General features: G+C 64.9%; 12 protein-coding genes and 1 pseudogene. 8 read left to right on the top strand and 5 right to left on the bottom strand.

The genetic code is table 11. The annotated features are described in order from the left end of the window. Positions 1-424 precede the first annotated feature (424 nt). The 4 genes from HA630_RS09545 (at position 425) to HA630_RS09530 (ending at position 4,988) form a co-directional block, all read left to right on the top strand. Positions 425-1,582 carry an ATP-binding protein gene (locus HA630_RS09545; RefSeq protein ID WP_166834307.1) on the top strand — a complete coding sequence of 386 codons (1,158 nt, stop codon included), beginning with the start codon at positions 425-427 and terminating at the stop codon, positions 1,580-1,582. Continuing rightward, entirely contained in the window at positions 1,579-2,271 is a 693-nt protein-coding gene (locus tag HA630_RS09540) for a response regulator transcription factor (protein ID WP_166834305.1), read from the top strand. Before HA630_RS09545 ends, HA630_RS09540 begins: the two co-directional genes overlap by 4 nt. Before the next feature lie 174 nt (positions 2,272-2,445). Then, positions 2,446-3,288: a PleD family two-component system response regulator gene (locus tag HA630_RS09535; protein ID WP_166834304.1), complete on the top strand. Its 843-nt coding sequence runs from the start codon at positions 2,446-2,448 to the stop codon at positions 3,286-3,288. Between the two features lie 119 nt (positions 3,289-3,407). Further along, a complete protein-coding gene (locus HA630_RS09530) occupies positions 3,408-4,988 on the top strand; it encodes a methyl-accepting chemotaxis protein (RefSeq protein WP_166834302.1) in 1,581 nt (526 codons plus the stop codon). A 225-nt stretch (positions 4,989-5,213) separates the two neighbouring features. Here HA630_RS09530 and HA630_RS09525 read toward each other — a convergent pair whose 3' ends face one another. From HA630_RS09525 to codB, 4 genes are all read right to left on the bottom strand, one after another. After that, complete coding sequence (locus HA630_RS09525) at positions 5,214-7,154, bottom strand: ATP-binding protein (protein WP_166834300.1); 1,941 nt, start codon at positions 7,152-7,154, stop codon at positions 5,214-5,216. Between the two features lie 245 nt (positions 7,155-7,399). Then, positions 7,400-8,647 (bottom strand): cytosine deaminase, encoded by a 1,248-nt coding sequence (gene codA, locus HA630_RS09520; RefSeq protein ID WP_166834317.1) that lies wholly within the window; start codon positions 8,645-8,647, stop codon positions 7,400-7,402. After that, positions 8,644-9,894, bottom strand: a complete 1,251-nt coding sequence (locus HA630_RS09515) for a PucR family transcriptional regulator (protein WP_166834315.1) — start codon at positions 9,892-9,894, stop codon at positions 8,644-8,646. Before HA630_RS09515 ends, codA begins: the two co-directional genes overlap by 4 nt. A gap of 22 nt (positions 9,895-9,916) precedes the next feature. Continuing rightward, positions 9,917-11,197, bottom strand: a complete 1,281-nt coding sequence (gene codB, locus HA630_RS09510; protein WP_166834313.1) for a cytosine permease — start codon at positions 11,195-11,197, stop codon at positions 9,917-9,919. 470 nt (positions 11,198-11,667) lie between these two features. Here codB and HA630_RS09505 point away from each other — a divergent pair, with 470 nt between their 5' ends. Next, positions 11,668-11,871: a YjfB family protein gene (locus tag HA630_RS09505; protein ID WP_166834311.1), complete on the top strand. Its 204-nt coding sequence runs from the start codon at positions 11,668-11,670 to the stop codon at positions 11,869-11,871. A gap of 9 nt (positions 11,872-11,880) precedes the next feature. Here HA630_RS09505 and HA630_RS09500 read toward each other — a convergent pair whose 3' ends face one another. Next, positions 11,881-12,636, bottom strand: coding sequence for an SOS response-associated peptidase (locus HA630_RS09500; protein WP_166834309.1), 756 nt, complete (start codon positions 12,634-12,636; stop codon positions 11,881-11,883). Between the two features lie 382 nt (positions 12,637-13,018). Between HA630_RS09500 and HA630_RS24735 the strand changes: the two genes are divergently transcribed. The 3 genes and pseudogenes from HA630_RS24735 to HA630_RS09490 all read left to right on the top strand — a co-directional run. Then, positions 13,019-13,153, top strand: coding sequence for a hypothetical protein (locus HA630_RS24735; RefSeq protein WP_256368626.1), 135 nt, complete (start codon positions 13,019-13,021; stop codon positions 13,151-13,153). Between the two features lie 3 nt (positions 13,154-13,156). Further along, entirely contained in the window at positions 13,157-13,624 is a 468-nt protein-coding gene (locus tag HA630_RS09495) for a LexA family transcriptional regulator (protein WP_243855423.1), read from the top strand. A 28-nt stretch (positions 13,625-13,652) separates the two neighbouring features. Next, a pseudogene (locus HA630_RS09490) lies at positions 13,653-13,993 on the top strand (DNA polymerase V subunit UmuC); the annotation flags it as partial.

Here is a 13,993-nt window from a genome sequence, read left to right as displayed (position 1 = left end):
GGTGGGCTCCTTCAACGCGGACGTTGAGCCTGGGCTTCGATTTCGGCTTGAAGGAGGCGTCTGCGGTATTCGATAGGTTGTTCGCACGGGGCGTCTGTGTGATACCAGGCCATGCTGGGGTGCGGTTGATGTGGGTGAGCGCCTGGACAGGCTGGCGACGGGTGCGCGCAAACCATTGCTCAGGCCGTCGGACGTGCAGGGGAATTGTCCCTTTCCCCGTTTGGGAGATATCCAGGACAAGGAATGCACCCACACCGAACCGGCACAAACTGGACCCAGCCATCGTGAACAGAGTAGGATTTACGTAGGCATTTGAGGGGCACAGCACCGTATTCTTCAACCAAATGCATGACTTGGAGCCATGTCTTGCAAACATCCCGCTTCGGACGCCAGGCCTGCACCGGGCGTTGATCCCGTCGACCACTTGCATCTGCTCGAAAGCCTGCGCGAGGTGGTTTGGGCACTCGATGTGGACAGCCTGAAATTCCAGTACGTCAGCCCCCACGTCCACCACATGCTCGGATACCCCCCAGGACAGGTCATGGAGCAAACACTCGGTGCATGGCTGCCGCCCACTCAGCGCGAACAGACGCTCGAACTTGTGCGAACCAGGGCCCAGGCGTTCAGGTCGGGGCGCATCAACGAAGACACCCACTTTATCGATGAGATCGAACAGCTCAAGTCGGACGGAACGCCGCTGTGGACCGAGGTGCTGACCAACTTCCGGCACCATGCCGACAGTGACCGCCTGATGATGTACGGCACCACCCGAGACATCGACGCCCGCAAGCGCTACGAACAGGCGCTCTTGTCCGCCCAGACCGAAACCGAGCGCATCAACCAGGCCTTGAAGGAGGCCAACGACGAACTGGTCCGGATGGCCGCCCTGGCCCAGCAGCAGGTCGAGCGGGAACGCAGCCAGCGCGAAGAGCAAGAAAAGCTGTTCGCCATGTTGGCGCACGAGCTCAAGACGCCGTTGGCCGCCATCGGCATGCTGGCCGAGACGGTCCAGCGCCAGGACGGCGCCGAGATCAGCCGCGCGGTTCGCGACATGAACGACGTCATTGAGCGGTGCATCCAGTCGGGACAGCTGGGCGACAACCGCCTCCTGCCTCGGCTGGAGGCGTGCGACGCTGTGGCGCTGGTGCAGCGCGCGATCACGGAAAGCCGGTGGCACGCCCGGCTGGACCTGACGTGCGAGGCAGCATCCCCGCCCTTGAACAGTGACCCACCCATGCTGCGCACGATCCTGGACAACCTGATCGACAACGCGGCGAAGTACAGCCCCCGGCAGAGTCGCATCCGGGTACTGACCGGCACAGACAGCCGCGCGGGCACCCCGGGCTGGACCGTCCAGGTCATCAACGAGCCAGGCACCGCGGGCTGGCCCGATCCGGAGCAGTTGTTTGTGAAGTACTACCGGGCGCCGCACGCGCACCGCCAGATCGGCGCGGGTCTGGGGCTGTTCCTGATCGCCGGCCTGGCCCGTCTGCTGGGTGGACACATCGACTACGTGCCGACCTCCACACACATCCGCTTTGTCTGCTGGTTGCCGCTGGATGCCTCGGAGCCCTCGGCATGAACATCCTGGTGATCGAAGACAACGACAGCCTGCGCCATGCCACGGTGCAAATGCTCAACCGCAACGGGCACCGGGCCAGCGGGCTGGTCTGCGCCGAAGACATCGATGACATGCCGCTGGACCCGGCACCCGACCTGTACCTGATCGACCTGAACCTGCCTGGCGAAGACGGACTGAGCCTGTCCCGGCGCCTGCGCGCGGCGCAGCCCTACGTTGGGATCATCATGGTGACGGCCAGGGGCCAGGTGGATGACAAACTGGCTGGCTACGAAAGCGGGGCCGACATTTACCTGCCCAAACCGGTGGACCCGGCCGAACTGCTGGCGGCCGTGTGCACGCTGGGGCGACGCCTCGACGCCCCGAGGCCTGCCACCGGCCTGCCCCAGGCCAGCGCGTTCCGCGTGGAGTTGGCCACGCGCACACTGCACGGCCCCAACGGCACCGAGACGCTGTCCGAAAGCGAATTGAGCACGCTGACCGGACTGAGCCGAGCCAAGTCGCGGCGGCTGGAAACCTGGCAGATCATGCACATGATCGGCGTCGATCCAGAGACCTACTCCAAAGCCTCGCTGGAGGTCCGCATGGTCCGGCTGCGGCAGAAACTGCACCGGGTCGGGGCTCCCACCGGGGCGATACCGCCCGTCAGGGGCTACGGCTACCGCCTCGATCTCGACCTGCAGTGTTACTGAGGCCAGGGCTGCCGTGGCCCTGAGGTAGGGTTTCTGTAGGGCTGGGACAGACGCGCACCCTTATTGTCCTAGACATCCACTCTGGATGTGCTGCCGCCAGTCCCATGCCTGGGCAAATCGCCCCAATCCGTGCCCCAGCAGCCGAGAGTGAGCCGCCTCCTGCCCCATATCCCCATGCTCTCGCCCTTGCCTCTGCCTGCTTGCGACACCCCCACGACCTCCCCGGAGCGCATTGGCCTGCTGTGCCATGACGCACAAGACGTCTCAGCGCTGGTGGAGGCGCTCATCGGTCACGGCTACGACTGCGAAGCCTTCACGAACACGACGGAACTGGGTCAGTCGCTGGCCCACACCCCGCTGGCGGCCGTGCTGGTCATGCACCCCCACCTGCTGAGGGATCGGGACGGGCTGGTCACGTTGCGGGCGCAACTCGGGGCGTTCAGAGAACTGGTCGCCGTGTGCGACCAGACCGACATCCAAGCGCGGCTGACCAGCGTGCGCGCCGGCGTGACCAGACACCTGCTTTGGCCCTTGCCACCGGTGGACCTCTGCGCGGCACTGGACGAATGGCTGAGTCACCAGAGACGGCGCCCACACCGGGTCCTGATCGTGGACGACTCCGCCGTCACCCTGCGGCACCACGCCCAGATGCTGACCAACATCGGCCTGGATGTGCTCACGCTCAGACAGCCGCTGCAACTGCTGGAGGCTGTCCACAGCTACCGGCCCGACGTGGTCGTGCTCGACATGTACATGCCGGAGGTGAACGGCATAGAACTGGCGGCTGTCTTGAGACAAGAGGCGGCGCTGATCCAGACCCCCATTCTGTTCCTCTCCAGCGAGGAGGAGCTGGACCTGCAGCTGCAGGCCTTGAACGCCGGCGGCGATTATTTCCTGCTCAAACCGGTCACACCGGTGAACCTGGTTGGGGTCGTCTCCACCCTGGCCGAGCGCTCGCGCAAGGCCAGGCGCCTGTGCCCAATGGCCGCCCCCCTGGCCCCAGACAACAAGCCGTGAATGCTGCGCCGGGGCTTGCACACGCCGTGCTTTGCGGTCCACACACCGCAATCGTGGTCCATGCCCCGGTGACCGAATCTGTGCTCTTTCCCTGAACCCCCTGCTCCACGAAGGTCCCCATGCGCCGTCTGACCCTTGCCCAGCGACTGCTGCTGTCTAGCGCCGTGCTGCTCACCTTGATGACGGTCACGGCCGTCACGGTCTGGGTCATGATGGGCAAAGTGGTCGACGCAGCGGACCGCATCAACCAGGTCAACGTCCCTCAACTTGGCCTGATTGGCGAGTTGGAGCTCAACGTCACCCGGTCCTCGCTGCAACTGCGCCACGCCATCCTGTCGCGCGACGAGCAGGAACTCAACACCACGCTGCAAGACATTGCCGCCAAAAAAGCCATGCTGCAGCAAACCCTGGACCGCTTCGGACAGGGCATGACAGACGAGGCGGGACGCGCCGCCTTTGCGCCACTGCCCGCACTGATGAACACCTTCTGGCAGGTGGCCGAGCAGAACGTGGCCCTGATCGTGGCCGGCCAGCGTGAAGAGGCGTTTGCCTTTCTGGTCGACCAGACCATCCCCAGCCGCAACCGGCTGCTGGCCCCGCTCGCCGCGGAAAAATCCCGTCAGAGTGAGGCCCTGTCCCAGCGGATCACCGAAATCACCGAGCTTTCGCTCCTGGACCGCAACGTGGTGGTGGTGGCCGTGCTGCTGATCGCTGCGGGCCTCCTGGGCTTGACGGCGTACCTGCGTGTGGTCACCCGCGAACTTGGCGGCGACCCGGCCGTGCTCAAGCAGGTGGTCGAGGCGGTGGCCGCCGGTGACCTCACCGTCGCGATCCGCACACGGGCGGGGGACGAGCGCAGCACCCTGCACTCGCTGCGCCTGATGACCCAGCGACTGGAAACCTCGGTGGCAGGCGTGAGACAAACCGCCGAGCAAGTGGCCAATGCCAGTGCGGAAATTGCCTCGGGCAACCACGACCTGTCACGGCGCACGGAGCAGCAAGCCAGCGCCTTGGAGCAGACCGCGGCCTCCATGGAGGAGCTCAGCAGCACCATCGGCCACAACTCTCAAAGCAGCCAGAGCGCGAGCGCCATGGTGGTGCATGCCACCGAACTGGCGCAGCGCGGCCAACGCGTGATGAACGAAGTGACCGCGACGATGGCCGCCATCGCCGACAGCAGCCGGCAAATCAACGACATCACCGCCACCATCGACAGCCTGGCGTTCCAGACCAACATCCTGGCGCTCAACGCGGCCGTCGAGGCGGCCAGGGCCGGCGAGCAAGGGCGTGGTTTTGCGGTCGTCGCCGGTGAAGTGCGCAGCCTGGCCCAGCGCAGCGCGCACGCGGCCAAAGAAATCCGCGTCCTCATTGACAACAGCGGCCAGCGGGTGAAGCTCGGTGGCGAGCTGGTGGGCCGCGCCGAGGCGAACATGGGCGAGATCGTCCAGACCGTGAAAGAAGCCAGCGCGTTGATGACCAAGATCAGCGAAGCGAGCTTGGAGCAAAGCCACGGCGTGCAACAGGCCACCGAGGCGATCGCCCACATGGACCAGGCTACCCAACAGAACGCGGCGCTGGTGGAGGAAATGGCAGCGGCCGCGCAGAGCCTTCAACAACAGGCCCAGACGCTGCTGGCGGAGGTGGGGGTGTTCCGCATCGCCGCTTCGTCACCGCAGCAGCTTCGGTTGTCGCGGCCATGAAGGCTGTGCAGCCCGGCACCGCCCCAGCCCCCACGTTGGGCCAGCCATCCGGCCACTCAGGCACTCCCCCCACAGGAGATGACGCCATTCAGAGGTCACTGGCTCAGGCATTGCGTGCGCCCATGAACGCCATCCTGGGGTTCGGTCAATTGCTGGAATGCGACCCCAACCTGAGCCCTGGACAGCACGAATGTGTCCGCGACATCCTGCAGGCCGCGCACCAGATCATGGAAACGGTCGTTCGCCTGGAGCAGCAGAGCCTGACGGCAAGCTCAGAACAAAACGGATCCAACGCTCGTCGGGGACATAACGGACATCACCAGCCAGGGCGCGCATCAGATTCCTGACCAGGTACAAGCCCAGGCCGGTGCCCGATTGGCGCCGGGCCTGGGTGGAGCGGTAGTACTTGTGGAACACCTGGTCGGGATCGGGCCACCCCGCAACCCCAGGTGGGTTGCGCACCGTGATGTGCAGGACAGCCCCTTGGGCAGGGCGCTGGAGCTCGACCTCGATGGGGCCGTCGGTGTGCGCGTATTTGCAGGCGTTCTCGAGGAGGTTGTTCAGCGCAATCAGCAACAGCTGTGGGTCCGTTGAAACCAGGCAAGGCTGGGCGGCCGAGAAGCCGATCCGGCCAGGGCAGGAGACGCCGGCGATGGCCTTTCGGATGAGCTCGCACACATCCACCGTCACATGCCGCGCCTGGAGTTGTCCGTCGCTGACCTGGGTGGCGTGCAGGCACCGGTCGATGACCCTGTTCATGTCGCCGATGGACTGCTTGATCTCTCGGCCGGTCTCGCTCTGATCCAGGCGCATGAGGATGGCGGCCAGGGGGGTCTTGAGTTCGTGGGCCAGCATGGCCAGAAGCCGCCCCTGCTCTTCCCTGACCTCGCGCTCTTGCTGGGCCTGCAGTTGGGTAAGGTGCAGGGCCATCTCGGTGCTGCGCTGCTGCTGGCGCTTGGTGTGGCTGCGGTACTGCAGCATCACCAGGATGAGCAAGGCGGTGATCAGGATGTGGGTTTGTATGATGTAAAGCGTCATCTCCGAACCGGAGATCAAGCCCAGTCCGGGCAAGGCGGCAAACATCAGCGTGATCACCAGCACGACGTAAAACAGGAGCACCACCGGCCGGGCCATGGCGGGCCGCTGTGGCGTGGCGGCCTGCCAGCCTGTGGCCAGGTACACCGACAACAGGAAAATGAAGGGCGACCAGGTTACTTCACTGAGGTTGAGATGGAGTGCCGCGGACACCATGCCCGATGCGTACAACACCAACTTGATCGGAAAAATCCCGAGCAAGACCAGGTGCAGACGCGTGGCCCACCTCGGCGGCGAAAACTCCCTGAGCAGCAGGACATGGAACAGCACCGCCGAGCTGACCGAGACTATGCTGAGCAAACTCGAGGACTGGTCTATCCACCCGGCCGGCCATTGGGCGGGCCAGACCGACCGCAAATAGCCCGACGAGACGACGGCGTAACTCAACGACGTCACCTGGGCCAGGGCAAAGGCCGAGATGACGGGTTCTCGGCTAAAGACCGCCTGCAGGATGGCCCACAGCGCCAGAACGGCCACCAAGCCGATGTAGCCCGCAAAAAAGATCGCCTGGCGCTGCGTCTGGCGTATCAGGTCGTCCACATTCAGCGCCTCGACGTGGATCTGTCGGGTGCTGGTCGAACGCAGGCTCAGCCAAATGTCGCGGGGGGCCTCCCCCCTGGCGATGGGTATTGTGAAGTCCAGGCTTTCGAACTCATCGCCGCGAGGATGCTGCAAGTCTCCGGTCACATGGGCCACCGCACCGCCCACCAGAGGATCGAAGAGCCGAACCTCATCCAGGTAAACCGGGCGGATGCGCAAGACCAGGCGATCGGCGTCCACCCCCTTTCGGGCAGAAACGCCAGGATCGATGCGCAGCTTGAGCCAGATCACCGAGCGCCCATAGCCACGGCTGAGGGTGCCCTTGAACGCCTGGGTGGGTGATTGCTGAACTTCTGGCCAGTTCTTCTGCCCAGAGGGATCCTCCAACCAGTGGCGCTCGACGATGTGGTCCTGGGCCTGGGCAGCGCTCGCCCAGGCCAAAAGCCATGCCAGCAGGGCCACCACCAGCAGATGCCTGAACGCCGAGGCCCTGTTCATCCTGCAGAAAACTCCATGAATGGCATCGAACATCGGCAGAACAGGTTGTGCGGCACAGGCAAGCCCCGTGCGCGTCGTGGGGTAGCAGTGTAATCAGATTGACGCAGGGCGTGCTCCTTGGTCGCCCATGCCCTTATTTCCGGAGAGGGGGCCGGATTGACCGTGTCAACTTTTGGCCCTTTCAGGCGCAGAACCGACCCGATGGACTTATGAAGCAGTCACACAGGGGGACGGTTGGATGGGCTCGGCGGTGATGCGCCCGCGCAACCCCGCACCCCTCACACCAAGCTCACCTCCGCAGGCCGGCGGCTCATGATGACCTGGCCGTGCCGCACCGACAGCAGCGCCTGTCCCTGGGTACGCAGCATCTCGTCGTCGCTTTGGGCCGAAAGCAGCACCAGGTTGGCTGGCCGGCCGACTTCGATGCCATAGCGGTCGCCCAGGGACAGCGCGCGGGCGCCGTTGTCGGTCACGAAGTCCAGCGAACGCTGCAAGTCCTCGTAGCCCAGCATGTGGCAGATGTGCAGCCCGGCGTCCAGGATGCGCAGGATGTTGCCGTTGCCCAGCGGGTACCAGGGATCGACGATGGAGTCCTGAGCGAAGCAGACGTTCAGCCCGGCGCGGTCGAGCTCGGGGACGCGGGTCAGGCCCCGGCGCTTGGGGTAGCTGTCGAAACGCCCTTGCAGGTGAATGCTCTCGGTGGGGCAGCTGATGAAATTCAGCCCCGCCTTTTTGAGAAGTCGGAACAGCTTGTAGCAGTAAGCGTTGTCGTAGGAGCCCATGGCCGTGGTGTGGCTGGCGGTGACCCGGCTGCCCATGCCCTTGACGCGCGCGATCTCGGCCAGCACCTCCAGAAAGCGCGAGTTTGGGTCGTCGGTCTCGTCGCAGTGGACATCGACCAGCCGGTCGTTCCGCTCGGCCAGGTCCATCAGGAAATGCAAGGAGGACACGCCCTGGTCCCGCGTGTTCTCGAAGTGCGGGATGCCGCCCACCACGTCGGCCCCCATGGCCACCGCCTGCGTCATCAGGTCCCGGCCATCGGCAAAGGACTCGATGCCTTCCTGCGGGAAGGCCACGATCTGCAAATCGACGAGGTGGCGCGCCTCTTCGCGCACCTCCAGCATCGCCTGCAAGGTGCTCAGCCCCGGCTCGGTGACGTCCACGTGGCTGCGCACGTGCTGGATGCCATGGGCCGCCAGCATGCGGATCGTGCGGTGCGCGCGAGATTTCGTGTCTTCGGGCGTCACGAGCGCCTTGCGCTCGGCCCAGCGCTCGATGCCCTCGAACAGGGTGCCGGACAGGTTCCAGTTGGGCTCGCCCGCCGTCAGGGCAGCGTCCAGGTGGATGTGCGGCTCGACAAAGGGCGGGATCACCAGCTGACCACCGGCATCCAGTACACCCTCCTCGCCGTCCAGGATTGGCAATGTGTCAGCCTGGGGCTGGACCGCGGTGATACGCCCCTCCGTCCAGGCGATGGAAAACAGACCCTTGCGGGCGCGAAGTCGGGCATTGCGAATGTGGTTCATACAGAGGCAGAGGGGGGTTGGGAAGAGGCGTTGAAAGACAGGCGCCAGATCATCAGCGCGACAGCAATGTTGAGGCGGTGCATGGGGCTGTCCAGATCCAGTCCGATCAGGGACTGGATCTGCTGCATGCGGTTGTTGAGGGTGTTGCGGTGCACGCCCAGGCGCTGGGCCGCCGCCACCAGGTTGCCATTGGCCTGCATCCAGGCCTCCAGGGTCTGGATCAGCACCGGAGCCATCCCGGTTTCGTGGCTCAGCAGGGGGCCGAGGGTGGAGCGCAGAAAGCGGTCGAGCAGGTTGCGGTCGCGGATGGCCACCAGCAACTCCAGCACACCCAGCTCCTCGAAGCAGCACAGACCGAGTCGCTCCGGAAACGAGCGGGCGGCCAGCAGCGCCTGACGCGCCTGGCCCAGCCCGCGCGGAAAGTCGGTCGCGTCGGGGCAGGGAGCACTCAGTCCTGCATAGACCCGCAAAGGGCCTTCCGGCGCGTTGAGCGCTTGCAGCAAGCGTTGCGCTCCATCGCGGTGGCGGTTCGGCTCACCGTCGGCCGCCAGGGGCAGCAGCGCCACCCACTGATCCCCCTGGGTCACCACCGGCAAGGCCTGCCCCAGCGCATGCAGCCGGCTGTCGAGCAGCTGCATCACGCACTGGCGAAAGGCCTGCAACTGGGCCTCGGCCGCCTCGGGTGCCAGTGAACGGAACAGCTCCGCGGTCCCGTCCAACTGCAACACCAGCACCTGTCGAGGCTGGTGCAGGTCGATGTGCAGCCGCCCGGCGCGGTGTGCCAGCAAGGTTGCATCGACCACGCTCGCATCCAGCAGTTGCTCGATCAACTGCAGACGCGAACTGCCCAGCCATTGCGCCTGTACCAGGGCCGAGCCGATGGCTTCGGTCACCACGACCATCGGCAGCTCGTAAGGCTGCTCGATGAGCGGCAGTTTCAGGCGCTCGGCCTCGGCCAGCACGCTGGCGGGAATGTCGTGGATGAACAGCGGACCGGTCAGCACCACCAGGCCGGCGCAATCGCGTGCGTGCGCTTCGCGCACCAGTTGGAGCAGGTTGGTCTCGTCGCGGGGCTGGTTGATGCCGGTGACGAACACCAACTCGCCGCCCCGCACCCAGTCGGAGATCGAGGCGTTTTCCGCCACGTAAGGCCAGCGCACGGTGTGGTGGCCCCCGGCCTGCCCGGCGCGCCATCGCAACGCCTGCAAACCGGGCAGCAGCAAGATGTCGTGAACGCTCAGACTCATCGGGTCCATCCTCGGGCAACGCTCAGGCGTCCGCGGCCTGCAGGACCGAGCGGGACAGGAACATACGCTTGACTTCAAACATCAGGACATAGCTCACCGCCGCCACCAGAATGCCGACCAGCGGGGCCACCCACGGCGAGAAGTAGGCGCAGACAGCCCCGATGAAGTAAGCGCTCAGGCCAATCCAGTTGAAGCGCGGCAGGGCGGTGGCGCTGAGCTTCGGGTAGCGCCCTTTGTGGCCGTGGAAGTAGTCGGCCATGATCACCCCGCCGATGGGCGGAATGATGGAGCCCAGCAGGAGCAGGAAGGGAATCAGCATGTCGGTCATGCCGCCGATGGCCAGCAGGGTGCCGACGCCCGCGCCGACGAGGGTGATGGTGCCCCGGCGATCTTTGCGGACCATGTTGCAGCCGGCAGCCGCGAAGTTGTAGATCGTGTTGTCCTGCGTGGTCCAGATGTTCAGGAACAGCATCACCACCGCCGCCATCGACAGGCCCTGCAGCACCATCACCTCGACGATGTCGGGCTGCTGATAGACCATGGCGCCATAGGCACCGACCAGGATCATCAGTCCGTTGCCGATGAAGAAACCGATCAGGCTGGACAGCACGGCGACCCGACTGCTGCGCGCGAAGCGGGTCCAGTTGGTGGCCTGGGTCGCGCCGCTGACGAAGGTGCCGAACACCAGGGTGATGGCCATGCTCCAGCTCATGCTTTCCTTGGGCTGGATCGCCAGCAGGCCGTCGAGTCCACCGACATCCCGTGTCGCGATCCACAGCGACCACAGCAGCAAGGCCAGCATCGCGGGCACCGCCACACGCGACAGCAGGTCCATGCCCCGGTAGCCGATGAAGGCGGTCAGACTGAAGCCGAAACCGAACAGCACCATCAGCGGCACCGTCCATGCCGCTGGCAGGGACAGCATCTTGACCAGCACGACCGCGATGGCGCCGGTGCCCCAGGCGTACCAGCCGATCTGGGTGAAGCCCAGCACGAAGTCGGAGAGCTTGCTGCCGGTCTCGCCGAAGCAGAAGCGCCCCATGAGCACGGAATTGAGACCGCTGTGACAGGCGATATAGCCCAGCGCAGCGGCATACAGGCCCAGCAGCAGGTTGCCGGTGATGCCGGCCCAGAGCAGGGTCTTGAAGTCGAAGGCCATGCCCAGCTTGCCGCCGGCAAACATGGTGGCCGTGAAGAAGGTGAATCCGAACAGCACAAGGGACGTGGAAATCAGTCCTTTGCGAGCGCCGGGCGGCACCTCGCTGAGGGGATAGTCGTGGTCAAGGTCGGGGGCTTGGGACATGGCGTCACTCCGGTGGTTGATGCGACGCTTTGCGCAAACAACGTGCCAAGCCTACGCGCCAATCGCCTGTTCAAGGGCTACTGCGCGCACTGTGCATACTGCACAGTTTCAAGGACACCCTTCTCGGCGAAGGCACCACCGACATGCACGGCGCGGTCGCGCGCATGAATTGCGTGCGCCATGAGCTTTTTTAGTGCGCGGCCTGAGCGCGCCCAGGAGCTCCTCGCTCACGCGTCCTTCAGGTGCTCAGTTCACTGTGCACAGCGACCCGGCCGACCTCTCGATGCGGCGCACCGGGCAATCCCGAATGGCGCCAGTCACGCCCATGGATCTTTTACCTGGAATCAGAGCACTACGTACGAATCTAGATGGGGGTAACCGGCTCGTCCGTTTTCCACACATCTTCCATCCCACGCTCATGTCTTGGCCATCCGTTCCGATATCTTGGGTGTCTCTGGAGAGCTTAAAGCATGGACGTTTCCCCCACCGCCTTGGTCAACGCCGCTGTGCAGACCCAACAAGCCAACCTGGCCCAGGAGGTTCAGGTTTCGGTGCTGAAGAAGGCCCTGGACGTGCAGGCCTCGGGCACACTAGCTTTGCTGCAAGCGATTCCGGCCAACCTGCCCCTGGCCACTTCCGGCTCTCTGGGCACCCAGGTCAACCAGCTGGTCTGAAGGCTCTGCTCAGAACAGCGAGGGCTGCGAGTTGGTGTGGGTGGTTGGGGCGGCGCCAGGGGCTTCGGCTGCTGGGGCTGCCTGTGGTGTCTTTGGCAGGTTCTGCACGGCTCGCGGTCTGGCCTGCGGTGCCGGTTCAGCGGTCAGTGTCCCGCCTGCGGGCACGGCGCACATCTGCATGGCTTCGTTCACGTCGGCGTTCAGCCAGGCCTGGAACTGCTCAGGCGGTAAAACCACCACGCTGCGCTTCTCATCCCCCGGTCGGTGAAACCGCCCCATCACCGGGTGGCCGTCGGCGTTGACGGTGAGCATGGAGAAGGAGGTGACGATCTCGCCGGTGTCGGTGTCTGTCCAGCGGTCCCAGATGCTGGCCACACCCATGGGTTGGCCGTCGGCTCTTTGGATGCGCCAGCGCACCGCCCTGCCCGTCTCCCAACTGGGCTCGAAGAAGTCGTCGAGCAGCGCGATGGCAAACCGGCGTTGGCGCCACGGGGTGCGGTAGCTGGGTTTCTCGGCCACCGTCTCGGTGCGGGCGTTGTAGGTCTTGCGGCCGATCTGGGTGGCCGCCTGGGCGTCCTGGGTCCAGTGCGGGATCAGGCCGAAGCGGGCCAGGGTGCATTGCACCCCGCCCTGCCCGTCTTTCAATGCGATAGGAGCGGCGTAGCCGGGATAGGTCTCGGGCGGGCACGGCTGGCTGGGCAGGTCCACCCCGAGGGTGGCTCGTGTCCATGACCCGTTGCGGGTGGGGCTGAAGTGGGTGCACATACCGGTGGAGACGGGGATCACCGGTGCCCATGAAACAGGCAGCGGTGACGGAGGCCTTGCAGATCAACGCATTGTTTCACTTCACGGGCGCTTATCCACAGGCTTGCCCACGCTGGTTGGGGATGAATCCCAACCCACTCAAAAGAAACCCGGCACCGCACGAGACGGGACCGGGCGCAAGCGTGCCAGGCACGCGCCCGTTCAGGGAGGCAAACGGGGCTGGGCATAGCCAGCCTCGCCACTGTAGCAGTGCCCGCGCCAGGATGCGCGGATGCAACAGTCAGGGGTTGGGGTGGGCTTGACAGGGGATTGAATAGATCAGCACAATGGTGAACATTCATTCACTTTCGTGAGCTTATCCCTCACCCCGCCGGAGATACCCATGAGCCTCAAAGCACTGATCCGCCGACTGACTGGCAAGGGTGGCGCCATCAACCGCGCGACCTCGTCTCGGGACGTGTGCCGCCTGAACTCGATCGCCCTGGCGGCCAAGGTCTCGGTCTGGGAACTGGATTGACGCATGGGTCGAATGCTGGAAGTCCTGGGCCGGTCCGAAGGCCGTGCGGCCATTCTCCAATGCTTTGGGCCGGGTGCGGCTTTGACCATGCCCCGGGTGGAGCACAGCACCCCGGCGGGCTTCCCTTCGCCTGCGGCGGATTTCGAGACGCAACGCGTCGATCTGGTCGAGCAACTGGGGCTGAACGAGCCGTCCACCTTCCTGGCCCGGGTGCGCGGTCTGTCGATGATCGGCAAGGGCATCGACGACGGGGACCTGCTGGTGGTCAACCGGCTGATCGAGGCCAAGCACGGCCAGACGGTGGTGGCGGTGGTGGACAACGAGCTGACCTGCAAGACGCTGTACCAGCGCGGTGGAATGGTCAAGCTGCAGGCGGCCAACCCGGACTTCCCCGACATCCTGCTCAAAGACGGGCAGACGCTGGTGATCTGGGGCGTGGTGGTCTCGGTGGTCAAGCGCATGCCGGTGTGAGCGGTCTGCACTGCTTGTTCGCCACGCCATGGCTCCGCCTGTCTTTGCCCTGCTCGATGGCAACAACTTTTACGCCTCCTGCGAGCGGGTTTTTGATCCCCAACTGGTCGGCCGCCCAGTGGTGGTGCTGTCCAACAACGACGGCTGTGCGATTGCCCGCAGCGAAGAGGCCAAGGCCCTAGGCATCAAGATGGGGGCACCCTGGTTCAAGATCCGGCATCTGGAGGCCGAAGCGGATCTGATCGCCCTGTCGGCCAACTTCGAGTTGTACGGGGACATGAGCCACCGGATGATGACCATGGCCGAGACGCTGGGCTGTGGCCAGGAGGTCTATTCCATCGACGAGTGCTTTCTGGACATGACGGGCAT

Source organism: Aquabacterium sp. A08, assembly GCF_011742065.1.
Note: the sequence above shows the minus strand (reverse complement) of the source record. Positions and strands in the feature narration are given on the sequence as shown.